The sequence below is a fragment of the Acinetobacter sp. YH12128 genome (assembly GCF_013418655.1).
GTDB lineage: Bacteria > Pseudomonadota > Gammaproteobacteria > Pseudomonadales > Moraxellaceae > Acinetobacter > Acinetobacter amyesii.
Map to the genome: position 1 here is coordinate 46399 of NZ_VPBO01000014.1, position 16476 is coordinate 62874.

Genomic DNA, 16476 nt, shown 5'->3' on the forward strand with positions numbered 1-16476 from the left:
CAAAATGCCAAAAACGATGATCAAGACGCGGCTTAAGACAAGTATAAATAACAAAATCATCAATAAAAAAGCCCATTCAATTGAACGGGCTTTTTTTCATGTCAGAATTATTAGTCAGCACTAATATCTTCAAATAAAACTGAAGAAAGGTAACGTTCACCACCATCCGGTAAAATGACCACAATGGTTTTGCCTGCATTCTCAGGACGTGCAGCAAGTTTTGCCGCCGCAGCCATTGCCGCGCCACTAGAGATACCCACTAAAATACCGTCATGAGTAGCCGTTTTACGCGCCCACTCAATTGCTTCAGCACTTTCAATACCGATCACTTCATCAACAAGGTCTAGATCTAAGTTACCCGGAATAAAGTTAGCTCCAATCCCCTGAATTTTATGTGGCCCAGGAGTCAGTGTTTCGCCTTTTTTCGCTTGGGCAATAATCGGAGATTCAGCCGGTTCTACCGCAACAGAATAAAGCGGCTGATTTTTCACTTTTTCAAAATAGCTTGAAATGCCTGAAATCGTACCGCCTGTACCTACACCTGAAACTAAAATATCCACTTTACCACCGGTCGCTTCCCAAATTTCTGGGCCAGTGGTCAATTCATGAATTTTAGGGTTTGCAGGGTTTTCAAACTGTTGTGGTAAATAATACGTTTCAGGATGTTCGGCAACGAGGCGCTGTGCTTCTTCGACCGCACCTTTCATGCCTTTAGCAGGTTCAGTCAATACGAGATTTGCACCAAAAGATTTTAACACCTTACGGCGTTCGATACTCATACTTGCTGGCATGGTTAATGTAATTGCATAACCTTTCGCAGCTGCAACAAATGCCAAAGCAATCCCTGTATTACCACTTGTAGGTTCTACAATATGCATACCCGGTTTTAATAAACCTTTTTCTTCTGCATCAGCAATGAGAGCTGCACCCACACGACATTTCACAGAAAATGCTGGGTTACGGCTTTCAACTTTAGCCAAGACCGTTGCATCTGACTGAATCGCACGATTAATACGAACTAAAGGTGTATTACCAATCGCTTCAGCATTATTACTATATACCGCGATACCTAAATTACTCGTTGCTGGAAAAGCTGAATCTGTTGTCATGACTATTTATCCCTTGTGTATTTATTGAATACGATCTTTAGATGATACAATTATTTTCAAAGTGTGCATGATTTTTTAAGCTAATGTCTTATATTTATGTGCATTTTGTGAAAGCTTGTACTAAAATCAAGCAATAAATTTAACTGATTAACTAAATTTAAACTTATAAAAATTAATGATATTTGATTTCATAAAAAACCATAGAAATTGTCTTATTTATTCAATGTATTAAGCCGTTATATCCGTATACTTGAGCTGTTGTTAATCGTATGGACATATCCAATGAATACCGATCTGGAAATCACTACTATGCGTGATTCTGCCGAATTAGTCGTGGGCGTTTTAAAGTCGCTGGCAAATACGGATCGTCTACTAATTTTATGTCATCTAGCACAGCAAGAATTGAATGTGTCTCAGATTGAAGAAATCACTGATATTAAACAGCCAACCCTCTCACAACAACTGATGATGTTACGCAAAAGTGATGTTGTGACCACGCGTCGTGATGGAAAGCAAATTTATTATTCAATTAAAGATGCAAATTTAGTTCAAGTTCTCAATACTCTTTACCAATTGTATTGCAACCAATCTTATAAATAACACTCAGTTATTTTAAAATTTCAAGCCAGACATGCTGTTCTTGCACCACTATAGATGAATTATCGCAATGGGCAGCAATTCAATACCTCAATTTACCCTCCAAACTTCTTCAAAATATCTATATTTATATCGAATATCCAAAGCTTTAAATCAGCTCATACTTTTCATTAATTCATTTAAAATGATGGTTTCTTACATATCCCGTAAATAAGCAGCGATATTGAACGGTCAAAATTTATTGCACAAGACTTCTTAGCACTTTTTGTGCATAATATATATGAAATTGTGATTTAGATAAGTTTATGTCAGATTTAAAACCTCATTTCTTACAGAAATTTCCTGCTTGGCAGTGGTTACAGCACTACAGCACTGTGAAATTTAAATCTGATGTACTTGCTTCGCTGATCGTGATTGCCATGTTAGTCCCTCAAGGTATGGCCTATTCCATGCTGGCAGGTTTACCTCCAATCATGGGTTTATATGCCAGTATTTTACCGATGATTGTCTACGCCCTCATTGGTGGAAGCTCAACCTTATCGATAGGCCCTGTGGCAATCATTTCGATGATGACTTTCGCCACGCTCAATCCGCTATTTGAAGTTGGTTCGCCTGTTTATATTGAAGCCGCTACACTTTTGGCCTTAATGGTCGGCCTGATTTCTCTGATGCTAGGTGTACTACGTTTTGGTTTTTTAATTCAGCTGATCAGTCATCCTGTCATTAAAAGCTTCATTATTGCTTCGGCTCTGCTCATTGCACTGGGTCAGTTTAAGTTTCTCGTCGATGTCCCGCTAAAAGCCAATAACATCCCTGAGTTTGTTTTAAGTCTGTGGGAATACCTGAGTTTAACTCACTTTGCTTCACTCATCTTTGGTGTGCTGGCCATACTGTTTTTAATCTATGTACCAAAAATGTTGGCCACTCAATCGATTCAATCCCGATTCGGCTCTACTGCCTTTCTAAGTAAAGCACTTCCATTGATACTCGTGGTGATCTCAATTGCATCGGTGATGTTATTTGACCTGCAAAATGTCGGCATTAAAACCGTCGGTGAAATTCCTTCAGGATTTCCACCCTTAAGCTTTCCACATTGGAACTGGGAACTGGTACAAACCTTACTGCCCGGTGCAACAATGATTGCCATGATCAGTTTTGTTGAGTCACTGTCTATCGCCCAAGCCACTGCCTTACAACAACGAAGCCAACTCAACAGTAACCAAGAGTTGGTCGCTCTAGGTTTAGCCAATCTAAGCGCTGGGGTTAGCTCTGCCTTTCCAGTGACGGGTAGCTTATCTCGTACAGTGGTTAATGCAGATGCAGGTGCAAAAACCCCGATGGCAGGTGTGTTGTCGTCATTGCTGATTATCGTTGTCAGTCTCTACTTCACTGGTTTTTTCCAAGACTTACCTTTAGTGATCTTGGCGGCCACAATTATTGTTTCCATTTGGAAATTAGTCGACTTTAAACCTTTTGTGGATACATGGCGTTATTCAAAAGCTGACGGGATTGCGATGTGGGTGACCTTTTTCGGTGTGGTGTGTATCGATATTTCTACAGGTCTCATTATTGGCATCATTTCTACCTTTATTCTGTTGTTATGGCGCATCAGTCGTCCACATATTGCGGTGATCGGTTTAGTCGAGGGCACACAGCACTTCCGCAATGTACAGCGCCATCATGTCTATACCGCACCACATATTCTCTCGCTCCGTATAGATGAAAATATCTCGTTTTTAAATGCCAATACGCTTAAAGGTTTCCTGATCAATGAAGTCAGTGAAAATATTGATCTAGAGCATGTTGTTATCAACTGCTCAAGCGTCAGTTCAATTGACCTCAGTGCCTTAGAAATGTTGGAAGATTTAAATGCTGAATTATCAAAATTAGATATTCGACTGCATTTTTCCGAGGTCAAAGGCCCTGTCATGGACAAATTGCAGCACTCAAAATTACTCACGCATTTGAGTGGTCAAATTTTTCTCACCCACTATCAAGCCGTTACTGAGCTTGCGACAGCCAGTTCTGAGTACCAAATTTAAAGGCCTATTAGCTCATTGTTTAATCAATGCGAATTTGATAAACAGTGAGTTTTGAAGGGTTTACATTTTAATACACAAAAATAGATTATAAAAAACAAAGTTTTATTTTTAAATTAAATTATTTTTTAAGCATTCCACATTTTCGTATAAAATACAGGGCTAATTTTCATCATTTTGTCATTGTAATTCTGACAAGGCTCTCCTATGTTTTCAGCATTTACACGCTTGAGTTTAGTAACCCGAATTATTATCGCCATTATTTTAGGTGTATTGGTTGCTGTCGTCGCTCCGGGCGTTGCACCCTATTTAAGTTTGCTTGGTGATTTATTCATTAAGGCATTGAAATCCGTAGCACCGATACTGGTCTTTGTACTTGTACTATCATCCATTGCAAATTTCAAAGTGGGCAGCAGTAATTCTTACATTAAACCGATTATGTTGATGTACGCTATTGGTATGTTCCTTGCTGCTTTAAGTTCAGTAGTAGCAAGCCTTTTATTCCCAATTACATTAATTTTGGATGTTGCTGCAGAAAATCTTGTTCCGCCAGGCAGTCTTGCTGAAATATTGAAAAACTTATTATTAAGTTTTGTCGCAAACCCTGTTACAGCCATTTCAGAAGCAAATTTCATTGGAATTTTAGCTTGGGCTGTTGCCTTGGGTATTGCATTTCGCCATGCATCAGATACCACTAAAGTTTTCTTATCCGATGCTGCTGATGCGGTGAATAAAGTAATCCGTTTAGTGATTAACTTTGCACCTGTCGGTATCTTTGGTTTGGTTGCTGTTACATTTGCCGACTCAGGTTTGAAAACACTGATCAGCTATGCACACTTACTTGCGGTCTTAATTGGTACCATGTTCTTTGTTGCCTTGGTCATCAATCCACTAATGGTGGCATTTATGACCCGCTCAAATCCGTTCCCATTGGTTTTCCAATGTTTACGTGAAAGTGGTATCACTGCATTCTTTACGCGTAGTTCTGCTGCAAACATTCCTGTAAACCTTGACCTTGCGAAGCGTCTTGGTGTACCAGAGTCAACTGCAAGCGTAGCGATTCCTTTAGGTGCAACTGTCAATATGGCAGGTGCATCGGTCACAATTACAGTCCTCACACTAGCAGCAGTTCATACTTTGGGCATTTCTGTTGATTTCAGCACCATGTTGATTTTATCAGTCGTTGCTACCGTTTCTGCATGTGGTGCTTCAGGTGTTGCTGGTGGTTCATTGCTGCTTATTCCAGTGGCTTGTGGCCTGTTTGGTATTTCAAGTGATATCGCGATGCAAGTTGTAGCCATTGGTATGGTTATTAGCGTACTTCAAGATTCAACTGAAACCGCTTTAAACTCTTCGACTGACGTATTATTTACAGCTGCAGTAGACCGTGGTTTAAGATAATATCCTGATATTGGATACTTTTTAAGGCGAGGCCATGCCTTTTCAGACTTTACCGCTTTGGATACAACTGGGTGCTTTTTTTCTCGCAGTGAATGCAGGAATGATTAATGTACTCGGCCTGGTGACGATCTTGCACCAGTCGGTATCTCACATGACGGGTAATGTCAGTATGTTAGCCATGGCCTTCATTGCATGGCAGCCAAATACGATTATTTATTTGATTTTAGTCTTACTCTGTTATGTGATTGGCTCATTTTATAGTGGGCTTATTCTTGGAAATAGTCACTTTAGCTTAACCAGACGTTATGGCGTCCCATTAAGCTTGGTGGCTTTTTTTATTGTCCTGTGTTGGCTACTATTGCCCTATTTTCCACGTTACGCTTTGCTTTGGGCATGTGTGGCGATGGGTGTACAAAATGCAATGGTTAGCCACTATAAAGGTACCATTATTCGTACCACACACCTTTCTGGTGTTTTGACGGACTTAGGTTTGGCTTTGGGTTATAAAGCCCGTGGACTTCCGGTTGAGTCGAAACGTGTGGTCTTACATTTATTAATTTTGGCGGGATTTATCGTTGGTGGCATACTTGCCAGTTGGCTTTATCCTTATTTAAAATTAAACGCATTCCTAATTCCTGCCGCACTCAGTGTAGTTATGAGCGCAGTATATTGGATCATCTATTTTCATTATCGACATATACACGATTAGTTGGAACGTACTATGGTTAAAAATGCATTACAGGCGCAACTGCTTAAAGCAGGTCTGGTCGATAATAAAAAGGCAAAAAAATTGTCTAAACAAGCCGTACATGAAAAACGTACTGGTGAAAGTAAAGATGCTGAAATCAAGGCGAAAATTGAGCAAGATCAGCAGCAGAAAATGGCCAAAGATCATGCTTTAGAGCAAGATCGTAAAGCAGTTTTGCAAGAAAAAGAATTAAAAGCTGCCATCATGCAAATGATTAATCAGCATAAAATTCGTGATACCGATGGCGAATCGACCTATCAATTTATCGATGATGCCAAGATCAAAAAGCTTTATATCAATCAGCAAATTTATAATGCCCTTGTTGCGGGTAGTCTTGTTATTGCACGTGAAAATAGCAACTATGCTTTTTTACCAAAAGAATTAGCCGACCGTATTAATGCGAAAATGGAAGGCTTTATTATTGTGAATAATTCTGAAGTGAATGAGCAAACCACGGATGAAGAAGATCCATATGCAGCTTATGTAATTCCTGATGATTTAATGTGGTAAGCATTTCATATCGCTAATGAAGCTCCTAATTAGGGGGCTTTTTTTAGCTCAACATTTATTTATTTTAGTTCATCAATTAGGTTATACCTTCAAAAAATCATTTTTAGCACAAAATAAGTAACATTATGGACTATACATGTCGTAACTCCGTAAAGTTTACGAGTATAAAATTGCTTATATAATCATAATAATTACAATAGTTTGATCATTAAGCCTTTCATTTACTTCAATAAGAGTAGGATAATTTTGGAAAAATTTCAGTTCATTAAAAATATTCAAGATTGGTCAGATCAATACCCTTGGTTAGAAATGCTGACTTCGCTCAGTCTTATTATTATTTTTGCCATTATCGCAAATTTTATCGCCAAGCAAATTGTGGTACGTGGTATTCGTAAGCTCGTGTCTAAAATGGCCTTTAGCCATAGTCAAATTTTGTCAGAACATAGTGTGATTAAACGCTTTGCTAACATTGTTCCAGCAATTGTGATCTTAAATGGCATAACCACAGTCCCACATTTATCTGTGAAATTTATTTCAATCGTGCAGATGGCTTGTCAGGCTTTTATCTTCTTGACCATTGCTTTGGCAATTTCTGAATTACTGAATATTTTTAATCTGATTTACCAACGTAATCCAAAATCTAGAAACAAACCAATTAAAGGCTATTTGCAGTTGGTCAAATTGATCATTTTTTTGGTGTGTGGCCTGATGATTTTAGGTACTTTCTTGAAAAAAGATGTATTTACATTACTCGCAGGCTTTGGTGCTATGGCGGCCGTGCTCATGTTGGTTTTTCAGAACACCATTTTGTCACTGGTGGCTTCGGTACAAATTTCTTCTTATGACATGGTGCGAATTGGTGACTGGATTGAGATGCCTTCGCTCAATGCGGATGGCGATGTCATTGATATGTCATTACATACCATTACCGTGCAGAACTTTGATAAGACCTTTACCACGATTCCAACCAATAAACTGGTGACTGACACCTTTAAAAACTGGCGTGGTATGGCACAGTCAGGTGTGCGCCGCATCAAACGCTCGCTTTATATTGATCAAAGCTCTATTCATTTCATGACACAGGATGAGCAAAACAAACTCAAAGAATTTTTATTGCTAGATCAATATCTTGATCATAAGCATGAAGAGCTTGCTCAGTTTAATCAGCAACTTTCAAATCAATCGAAATATAATCAGCGCCGTTTAACCAATCTTGGGACCTTTCGTGCCTATGTAGAATTCTACTTGCAACAGCATTCAGGCATTGCCCAACACCAAACGATTTTGGTGCGTCAGTTACAACCCACGAGTGAAGGCATACCTTTAGAGATTTATGCTTTTAGTAAAACAATTGCATGGAAAGATTATGAAGCGATTCAATCTGATATCTTTGACCATCTGATTGCAATCACACCTGAGTTTGGACTTAAAATCTATCAAGCCCCTTCTAGTGCCGATTTTAAAGCCCTCATCCAACCAAATGCCGATAAAATCTAAGGCCTAAACGTTCGTCTTCCCATGTATATTCGAAGTAGAAATTCTGTAAATTAAAAAAGTCACAATGGCTGTTGAATATATATGGGACTTTCGTTTAAAACCTACTCAACTATCACAAATGATTATTGATCATGCGTTGCAAGGAATGAGAGCGAACCAGATAAATGCCTAGAGCAATATTTCCTTAAACATATAATTCATCTGAAACAGCTAAAATAATTAAAAAAACCAGAACAAATACTATACAAATGTAGACATTTTTAGATACTATTTGTTAACAGTTGCATAAAAACGCTTCTAAAATAGGAACTTGATCATGGAAGGCCCCAATCAACCTTCTCGGAAATCAGTTAAAAACGAATCACAATTACTCATAGAATCGATGAATCGCACTTCTGCCAAACATACGCTCATACAGGCAGAAGCATGTGACTTAGAGAATCGTGTCCGTATTGAGCGTGCTTTATCCGACCCGATTGCACGTATCCCGGCACAGTTTAAAAATGCTTATTACAAATTTTTGTACTACAACCAGAAAGACTATTTAAAGCAGGTCAACTATTTCGCTCAATTGGCATTTTTAATCTATTTTTGGGCAGATCGCTATGTTCTGCCTGACATAGAAGTACTGTCAGGTGTGATTCGTATCATTGCTATTATTGGTGCATTTAGCCTGAACTATGTTCTGTTTAAATATATCAAACAGATTAAATTGCTCGATTTAATATTACCACTAGCGACTTGCCTTTCTGCAATCCTCTGGTTTGAGATATTACTTCAGTCGAAAAATGAACTGGTTCATAGCTATCAATATGCCGCCATTATTTTGATCGTATTGGGTAATTTAAGTATTCATGTGCATTTTCGCCCTTCGATTATGACCTCAGCCATGATCACGGCAGCGATCCTTTTTGGCGCATGGCGCATTAATGATTTTGGTGATTTTACAATATTTTTATTGGTGTACGTTCCTGTGCTGCTGTTCAGTATGTATATCTGCTGGAACTCTACGCTCAACTCTCGTAAAACGTTTCTAAGAGCGCTGCTAGATGACTGGAACTTTCATACCCTGCGCAAAATTGCCCATACGGATGAATTAACCCAGTTAAGCAATCGTCGCCAATTTGTACATGCTGCCAATAAAAAAATCCAAGAAACCCCAATGACGGTCTGTACCAGTCTTTTGATTTTTGATGTCGATCATTTTAAAGCGATTAATGATCGATATGGACATGATGTCGGCGACCAAGTGCTATGCCAAATTGCTGAAATTGCGCGTAAAGAAATGCGGTTTTACGATATGTTGGCACGTTTTGGAGGTGAAGAATTTATTGTACTTTTACCTTTTACTGTCCCAGAAGATGCATTAAAAATTGCTGAACGGTTAAGACATAAAATGGAACAACATCAGTTTCACATGGATGGTCAATTGGTGAAATTTTCGATCTCCATTGGAGTTTCCAAAATTGACCCTGACCACGCCAAACTTGATCAGTTAATTAAACAAGCAGATATTGCTTTATATGAAGCAAAACGCCAAGGTCGTAATCGGGTTGTGCATTTTAATTTTATGAATTTTTGCAGCCAAGTTTTTAAGTAAATAAACAAATCAAAATGGAGAAAAACTAGCGAATCCATTACACTCAGAGCTGAAGAAAGAAAGATTAATTACAGTAAAATTCTCAGGTTATCTGCATGCTTAAATGGTTTGAAAATTTAGTTGACGCTTATCCTGAACAGGACTTGAATAAACCATTGCCGACAAAATTTTTCCCCTTTGTATGGCAAGCTGCAACGGGTGTAAAAAAATACCTCTTGTTATTGGTACTCTGTACAGCTGGTGTAGCGAGTTTTGAAGCACTGCTTTATGCCAAAATTGGTGAATTAGTCAATTGGATCAGTAAGTCTCAACCTGAAACCTTTTTACAGCAGCACCAGACCAATCTGACCATTTTAAGCTTTATTTTATTGGCAAATATCTTCTTTTCTTGCCTTCAAACCATTATTAAACATCAGATTTTATATAGCACCTTTCCAATGCGTCTACGTTGGAGATTTCATAACTTATTACTGAAACAAAGTTTAGATTTCTTCCACAACGACTTTGCTGGTCGTTTATCTGCCAAAGTCATGCAAACTTCACTGGCTGTACGTGAGTTTTGGATTATTCTTGGGGATATGTTGGCCTATGTCTTCATTTACCTGATTTCGATCACCGTCATTTTAGGTGCTATATCGCCACTGTTGATTGTTCCGTTATTACTTTGGCTGGCTTTATTTATTGGTTCTGCATGCTATTTCATCCCAAAATTGAGCAAAATTTCAAATGAACAAGCCAATGCACGCGCAGTAATGACTGGTCGTGTCACCGATGCTTACACTAATATTCAAACGGTGAAATTGTTTGCCCATGCGGGCCGCGAAAGCCAATATGCCAAAGCCTCAATGAAAGAATTTATGGTGACGGTGTATAAGCAAATGCGTCTTGCAGCAAAATACAACATCGCGACGAATTTGCTGATCATTGTTTTATATGGTGGCGTACTTGGAACAGCCGTTTGGCTTTGGATGGATGGTCAAGCTGAGCTTGGGGTCATTGCAGCAGCGACCGCTATGATTTTAAAACTCAGTAGTATTTCCGAGTTTATGATGTGGCAAACGTCTGCCCTATTTGAAAATGTCGGGACCATTCAAGATGGGATGAAAACCATGGGCCGCCCAATTCATATTCAAGATAAAGCTGATGCAACCGACTTAAAAGTACAGCAAGGCGAAATTAAATTTGAAGATGTCAGTTTTGCTTATAATGATAAAAAGGTCATAAATCAATTTAATTTAACCATTCGACCAGGTGAAAAAATCGGTATAGTCGGGCGTTCAGGTGCCGGAAAATCGACATTAATTCAACTTTTACTCCACTTTTATGATATCAATCATGGTCGTATTTCGATTGATGGCCAAAATATAGAAGATATTACTCAAGATAGCTTGAGAAAAAATATTGCTTTGGTGACCCAAGACACCTCGTTATTGCATCGCACGGTTGAAGAAAATATTAAATATGGCCGTCCGAATGCGACTGATGAAGAAATGTATGATGCAGTACGCAAAGCGAAAGCTGATGAATTCATTCCTCAATTGATCGATTTACGTGGTCAACGTGGCTATGACGCATTTGTTGGTGAACGTGGTGTTAAATTATCTGGCGGTCAGCGTCAACGTATTGCAATTGCTCGAGTATTTTTAAAAGACGCACCAATTTTAATTTTAGATGAAGCCACAAGTGCGCTCGATTCAGAAGTCGAAGCTGCGATTCAATCGAGTTTAGATGATTTGATGCAAGGCAAAACTGTGATTGCCATTGCGCATCGACTGTCAACAATTGCGCAAATGGATCGATTGATTGTCTTGGATCAAGGACGTATTGCTGAGCAAGGCACCCATGAAGAGCTTGTCGCTTTGAATGGTATTTATGCACACTTGTGGCAGCGTCAAACCGGTGGATTTTTAATAGAACAACATAAAGTAGAATCAAAGGAAGATGAAAATGCTGTATCTGGAAGACCTTAAAGTTGGTGATCACTTTAGCAGTCGTGAATATGAAATGACTGTTGAAGAAATCAAGCAATTTGCCAACGCTTTTGATCCTCAGGAATTTCATACAGATGAAGTCAAAGCCCAACAGCACCCGATCTTTCAAGGGCTAGCGGCAAGTGGTTGGCATACTGCTGCTGTAACAATGCGCTTATGGACTGAATTTCCTTGTGGCTTATGGCTTAATTGGCTCTGAATCAAGTCTGCGTTGGCCGCGCCCAACACGTCCGGGGGATAAAATTCGTGTAGAAGTTGAAATATCTGCAATTACTCCGTCGAAAAGTAAGACAGACCGCGGCATTGTGACCTATGTTACGCAAGCGCTCAATCAGCACAATGACGTTCTTTATATGTCTACGACCAAAATTGTGGTCTTTTCCAAAGATTTTAAACCGAATTAATCCTTAACGGCCTACTTTACAACGCTAAGGTAGGCCGCTATAAATAGTTGAGCCTAGTCAGTTTGTCCAACAATTTTTGTGGGATACAACACGGAATCATGCCAATATAACCTTGAACAGAAGAAAAACCCGCATTGCAACGGAACGCTATGAAAACAATTAATTCCCGTCAGGATCAGGGTATTCCCGGAGTGTATGGATTGCTCCTTTTAGATGTGGTCTCTCGATGGGGCTACACTGCAGAAACATTATTTAGTCCCTTCGGATTAAACAGCGAACAATTGGCTGAACCAGATTTCCGTATTCCAACACCCATCGCCAATCAATTGGTAGAGCACGCACTACGTTTAACTGGTGAGCCAACATTAGGTTTTCATTTAGGCAACCAAATGCGCATCTCGATTCATGGTTTTATTGGCTATGCCATCATGACGGCGAAGGACATAACCGATGCCTTAGTCTTGGCAAACCGTTTTATTCAGTTACGCATGCCCTTTTTACAGCTTTTTTTCTCGACTTTTGGAACCAAAGCGACTGTTCAACTACAAACCGACGTTACGATAGAGCCTTTACGTACTGAGATTTCAATTGCCTTAATTTTTGGCATGATCAGCATGGGCAAAGCAATTACCGGTGTGGATTATTCTGCTGGTGAAATTGATTTTGATTTCCCTCAACCTGAAGGTTTTGAGCGGTTTATTGCCAAATATCCACGGCACCAATTTAGATTTGATCAGCCACACCTTTTACTCAGTTTTGATAAGCAATATTTAACCAATAAATTGGTCCATGCAGACCCGATTGCCAGTCAAATCGCGATTAATCAATGTGAAGCTGAACTCTCCGCTTTGGGCGAACGTCACCGTATTGCCATGCGCGTTCGTGACATTTTAACCAACTCCGAGCAGCACTATTTAAGTATCGAAAGTGTTGCTGAACGGCTACACATGTCCGATCGAACCCTTAAACGCCAACTTGCTGCTGAAGGGACTTCATTTTCAACTTTGGTCGACGAAGTTCGCTACCGTCATGCCACTTCGCTCCTGTCACGAACTGATTTTACCTTAGAGCAAATTGCTGATGAATTGGGCTATAGCGATGTTGCCAATTTCAGCCGTGCATTTAAACGCTGGAGTGGTCGTAGCCCAAGCAATTGGCGTAAAGATCCGTACTTATAAGTCTTTTGTTTTACCTAAAAAGCATGTATAACTCATGCCAAAAATGAATTTAATGGATTTAAGGAGTTATCAATGAATCATCCTTCAGATTTAAAGTACGCAAGTACACATGAATGGGTGCGAATTGAAGGTGACCTTGTTGTTACAGGCATTTCTGATCATGCACAAGACGCATTGGGTGATTTAGTTTATGTTGAAGCACCAGATGTTGGTCAACATATCACTGCTGGCGAACAAGCGGGTGTGGTTGAGTCGGTAAAAACCGCTTCTGATATTCATGCTCCGGTTTCTGGTGTGGTTGTTGAAGTCAATCCAGATCTTGAAGATGATCCTGATTTTGTAAATGATGCGCCTTATAGCAAAGGTTGGATTTATAAAATTAAACCAGACAATATGGCTGATGTAGATGCTTTATTGACCAGCGAACAATATGAAGCTGGCCTGTAAATATTTCTAATATCTAAAAAATCAGCCCTCAGGCTGATTTTTTTATTTCAATATGATGACTGAATTGGCTTATATACCATTTGCATGAATATCCAGCTTATATTTCTTCCGAAGCTTCGGTACTTTCAGGTTCTTCTTTCTTTTCTTCAACCATACTAAACGATTGCGCAGCCGCTGAAGTACCATTTGCACGTGAACTTTTTAGTTTAATTTGCAAACGTAGTTCATTGGTTGAATCAGCATTTCTTAAGGCTTCTTCATAAGAAATTGCGCCGTCATTATATAAATCAAATAAAGCTTGGTCGAAAGTTTGCATCCCAAGTTCACGAGATTTTGCCATGATCGCTTTTAATTCATGAAACTCACCTTTCAAAATCAAATCTGAAATGAGCGGTGTATTTAACATGATTTCAACGGCTGCACGGCGTCCTTTACCATCTTCAGTCCGGATTAAACGCTGCGAAACAATCGCTTTCATATTGCTCGATAAATCCATAAGCAATTGATTTCTTCGCTCTTCTGGGAAGAAGTTAATGATTCGATCTAGGGTTTGATTGGCATTATTTGAATGTAGCGTACCTAAACATAAATGCCCTGTTTCAGCAAAGGCAATCGCATGTTCCATAGTCTCGGTGTCACGAATTTCACCGATTAAAATCACATCTGGCGCTTGTCGTAGTGTATTTTTCAAAGCGTTATGCCACGAATGACTGTCTACGCCGACTTCACGATGCGTAATCATGGATTTTTTATGCTTATGCACATATTCCACTGGGTCTTCAACAGTGATGATATGCCCTGCACTGTTTTCATTGCGATAATCAATCAGCGCCGCTAAAGAGGTTGATTTCCCTGAACCTGTTCCCCCAACCACTAAAACCAAACCACGTTTTTCCATAATTACATGCTTAAGCGAAGCCGGTAATTTAAGTTTTTCAAAGTTTGGAATTTCTGCCGTAATGGTACGAATGACCATACCCACATGTAATTGTTGCTGAAATACATTGACACGAAAACGTGAAACGTTTGGCACACTAATCGCAAAGTTACATTCTAGTTCTGTTTCAAACTCTTTGCGCTGCTTCTCATTCATCAAACTATAGGCGAAAAGCTTTGTTTTCTCAGCATCAAGCTCTTGCTGCCCAAAGGGTTTCATCATGCCTTGATGTTTAATACTTGGTGGAAAATCTGCCGTAATAAATAAATCAGAACCACCATATTCAACCACTTTGGTTAACATGTGGAACATAAAACGGCGTGCTTCTTCCAACAATTCAGCAGTGTACATCAACTTCCCCAATATAAAATTTCAAACACCCAAGCACAGATTGTCATTATTTCTGCCGCTGTATTGAGCTTAGACATTATTGTGCATAAAAAGTTTGATTTACTCAAACATAAAATATTGAATTATCAGTATATATTTTAAAATATAGGATATATTTTAATTTTTATATCACAGTAAACAACAAAGGATTTTTCAAAATAAAAGCCTTAGAACAATCAATGTTCTAAGGCTTAGCGGTTAATCAATTCAGACTGAGTATGCTGTTGATTGTTAAGCACTACGTTTGATTTGTGATGCACGTAGCTCATTCGCAACCTGTTGAATCAAATCAATGGTTTTGTCCCAACCTAAGCATCCATCTGTTACAGATTGACCATAAGTCATGTCACAACTAATTTTTTGATTACCGTCCACCAAATGACTTTCTAACATCACGCCACGCACTTGGGTATGCTCTCGCTCTGCTACAATAGTGCGTAATACTTCAGGTTGCTTCATTGGGTCTTTATGGCTATTGCCATGACTACAATCGATGACTAAAGCCGGTAAATCGCTTTTTACTTTACTGCGAATTTTGTCTATTTCAGCCAAACTATAATTTGGACCTGTATTGGAGCCACGTAAAATCAAATGTGCTTGCGGGTTGCCAACAGATTCTAAAATACACGGTAAGCCAGTTTGGCTCATACCTAAAAACTGGTGTGGATGCGACGCAGATTGAATGGCATCTAGAGCAATTTGGATTGATCCATCTGTTCCGTTTTTAAAACCGATGCTGTATGGCATATGACTTGAGATTTCACGATGAATTTGTGATTCGCTGGTACGCGCACCGACTGCACCCCAAGCCAAAAGGTCATCAAAATAACCCGTCGCCATTGGGCTTAAAATTTCAGAGGCAATTGGCAAACCCATTTCAATAATTTGTAAGTACAGCTCACGTGATTTTTCTAGGCCCAATTGCATATTGGATGAACCATCTAAACTTGGGTCATACATATAGCCTTTCCAGCCCACTGTAGTTCGTGGTTTCTCAATGTATGCGCGCATCACAAGAAAAATTTGATCTGAAACCTGTGCATGTAATTGTTTTAATTTTTCAGCATATTCCAAAGCAGCAATCGGATCATGGATTGAACAAGGACCGGTAATAATCATTAGACGCGGGTCTTGACCCGTCAAAATATTTTGAATCGTTGCACGATGTGCAGCAATTTGTTCCGCTGATTGAGCAGATAAAGGTAATTGTTGTTTCAGTTGATGAGGCAAGCTCAAAAGTATTTCTTTCGACTGCGTAGATTTCTGTTGAATTTCTGAATTTTGAGTTTGTTGTAAAGCTGTATTTAGCGCATTCATTGGTTTTATTCCTTTGGACTGTGTACACAAACAGTCCGATCTTTTATCTGAGCGTTATGGGACTTTGGGACTTCAAGGCTTTAGACATAGACTGACTAAAGTAAAACCAATAACCGTTGCTAAAATATGAATTTTTTACTGTAAACATGAGATTTCTCCAAAAATATTATAAAAATCAAGACATAAAAAAACCTGATCAGGGTTGCCGATCAGGTATAAACTTGGTGGGCAACCTTTTTCATGCCCGAACGCGTTCAGGCAATTATCTAAACTGCCAAAAGTAATAATATGCGTTTGAGATTAAAGGTTGC

At 39.1% G+C, this 16476-nt stretch carries 13 protein-coding genes and 1 pseudogene; 11 read left to right on the forward strand and 3 right to left on the reverse strand.

All coding sequences use genetic code 11. From position 1 onward, the window contains the following. Positions 1-110: 110 nt before the first annotated feature. On the reverse strand, positions 111-1109 hold the full coding sequence (gene cysK, locus FTU64_RS08765) for a cysteine synthase A (RefSeq protein ID WP_078193800.1): 999 nt from the start codon (positions 1107-1109) through the stop codon (positions 111-113). A gap of 282 nt (positions 1110-1391) precedes the next feature. Between cysK and FTU64_RS08770 the strand changes: the two genes are divergently transcribed. The 11 genes and pseudogenes from FTU64_RS08770 (at position 1392) to gcvH (ending at position 13521) form a co-directional block, all read left to right on the forward strand. Next, a complete protein-coding gene (locus FTU64_RS08770) occupies positions 1392-1709 on the forward strand; it encodes a helix-turn-helix transcriptional regulator (protein ID WP_078193801.1) in 318 nt (105 codons plus the stop codon). A 302-nt stretch (positions 1710-2011) separates the two neighbouring features. Next, positions 2012-3748 carry a SulP family inorganic anion transporter gene (locus FTU64_RS08775; protein ID WP_078193802.1) on the forward strand — a complete coding sequence of 579 codons (1737 nt, stop codon included), beginning with the start codon at positions 2012-2014 and terminating at the stop codon, positions 3746-3748. A 204-nt stretch (positions 3749-3952) separates the two neighbouring features. After that, the gene (gene sstT / locus FTU64_RS08780; protein WP_180059591.1) at positions 3953-5146 is read left to right on the forward strand and encodes a serine/threonine transporter SstT; all 1194 of its coding nucleotides are present in this window, start codon (positions 3953-3955) and stop codon (positions 5144-5146) included. 34 nt (positions 5147-5180) lie between these two features. Then, on the forward strand, positions 5181-5855 hold the full coding sequence (locus tag FTU64_RS08785) for a YoaK family protein (RefSeq protein ID WP_180011721.1): 675 nt from the start codon (positions 5181-5183) through the stop codon (positions 5853-5855). Between the two features lie 12 nt (positions 5856-5867). After that, the gene (locus FTU64_RS08790; RefSeq protein ID WP_168377529.1) at positions 5868-6404 is read left to right on the forward strand and encodes a DUF2058 domain-containing protein; all 537 of its coding nucleotides are present in this window, start codon (positions 5868-5870) and stop codon (positions 6402-6404) included. Between the two features lie 246 nt (positions 6405-6650). Further along, positions 6651-7901: a mechanosensitive ion channel family protein gene (locus FTU64_RS08795; protein ID WP_180059592.1), complete on the forward strand. Its 1251-nt coding sequence runs from the start codon at positions 6651-6653 to the stop codon at positions 7899-7901. 316 nt (positions 7902-8217) lie between these two features. After that, on the forward strand, positions 8218-9501 hold the full coding sequence (locus FTU64_RS08800) for a GGDEF domain-containing protein (protein ID WP_257222225.1): 1284 nt from the start codon (positions 8218-8220) through the stop codon (positions 9499-9501). Positions 9502-9596: 95 nt separating this feature from the next. Further along, positions 9597-11471, forward strand: coding sequence for an ABC transporter ATP-binding protein (locus tag FTU64_RS08805; protein WP_180059593.1), 1875 nt, complete (start codon positions 9597-9599; stop codon positions 11469-11471). Further along, a pseudogene (locus FTU64_RS08810) lies at positions 11449-11896 on the forward strand (MaoC family dehydratase). Before FTU64_RS08805 ends, FTU64_RS08810 begins: the two are co-directional and overlap by 23 nt. Before the next feature lie 149 nt (positions 11897-12045). Beyond that, positions 12046-13074: an AraC family transcriptional regulator gene (locus FTU64_RS08815; RefSeq protein ID WP_078190954.1), complete on the forward strand. Its 1029-nt coding sequence runs from the start codon at positions 12046-12048 to the stop codon at positions 13072-13074. 72 nt (positions 13075-13146) lie between these two features. After that, complete coding sequence (gene gcvH, locus FTU64_RS08820; RefSeq protein ID WP_078193810.1) at positions 13147-13521, forward strand: glycine cleavage system protein GcvH; 375 nt, start codon at positions 13147-13149, stop codon at positions 13519-13521. A gap of 97 nt (positions 13522-13618) precedes the next feature. On the opposite strand, the gene FTU64_RS08825 is transcribed toward gcvH, so the two are convergent. Both FTU64_RS08825 and FTU64_RS08830 read right to left on the reverse strand, forming a co-directional pair. Next, entirely contained in the window at positions 13619-14809 is a 1191-nt protein-coding gene (locus tag FTU64_RS08825; protein WP_078190956.1) for a PilT/PilU family type 4a pilus ATPase, read from the reverse strand. Positions 14810-15079: 270 nt separating this feature from the next. Then, positions 15080-16165 (reverse strand): 3-deoxy-7-phosphoheptulonate synthase, encoded by a 1086-nt coding sequence (locus FTU64_RS08830; protein WP_180059594.1) that lies wholly within the window; start codon positions 16163-16165, stop codon positions 15080-15082. Positions 16166-16476: the final 311 nt, after the last annotated feature.

Excerpts from the sequence above, each read along its gene's own strand:
- cysK (WP_078193800.1), bottom strand. The coding sequence starts at position 1,109 with ATGACAACAGATTCAGCTTTTCCAGCAACGAGTAATTTAGGTATCGCG.
- FTU64_RS08815 (WP_078190954.1), top strand. The coding sequence starts at position 12,046 with ATGAAAACAATTAATTCCCGTCAGGATCAGGGTATTCCCGGAGTGTAT.
- FTU64_RS08800 (WP_257222225.1), top strand. The coding sequence starts at position 8,218 with ATGGAAGGCCCCAATCAACCTTCTCGGAAATCAGTTAAAAACGAATCA.
- FTU64_RS08805 (WP_180059593.1), top strand. The coding sequence starts at position 9,597 with ATGCTTAAATGGTTTGAAAATTTAGTTGACGCTTATCCTGAACAGGAC.
- FTU64_RS08830 (WP_180059594.1), bottom strand. The coding sequence starts at position 16,165 with ATGAATGCGCTAAATACAGCTTTACAACAAACTCAAAATTCAGAAATT.
- sstT (WP_180059591.1), top strand. The coding sequence starts at position 3,953 with ATGTTTTCAGCATTTACACGCTTGAGTTTAGTAACCCGAATTATTATC.
- gcvH (WP_078193810.1), top strand. The coding sequence starts at position 13,147 with ATGAATCATCCTTCAGATTTAAAGTACGCAAGTACACATGAATGGGTG.
- FTU64_RS08790 (WP_168377529.1), top strand. The coding sequence starts at position 5,868 with ATGGTTAAAAATGCATTACAGGCGCAACTGCTTAAAGCAGGTCTGGTC.
- FTU64_RS08770 (WP_078193801.1), top strand. The coding sequence starts at position 1,392 with ATGAATACCGATCTGGAAATCACTACTATGCGTGATTCTGCCGAATTA.
- FTU64_RS08775 (WP_078193802.1), top strand. The coding sequence starts at position 2,012 with ATGTCAGATTTAAAACCTCATTTCTTACAGAAATTTCCTGCTTGGCAG.
- FTU64_RS08785 (WP_180011721.1), top strand. The coding sequence starts at position 5,181 with ATGCCTTTTCAGACTTTACCGCTTTGGATACAACTGGGTGCTTTTTTT.
- FTU64_RS08825 (WP_078190956.1), bottom strand. The coding sequence starts at position 14,809 with ATGTACACTGCTGAATTGTTGGAAGAAGCACGCCGTTTTATGTTCCAC.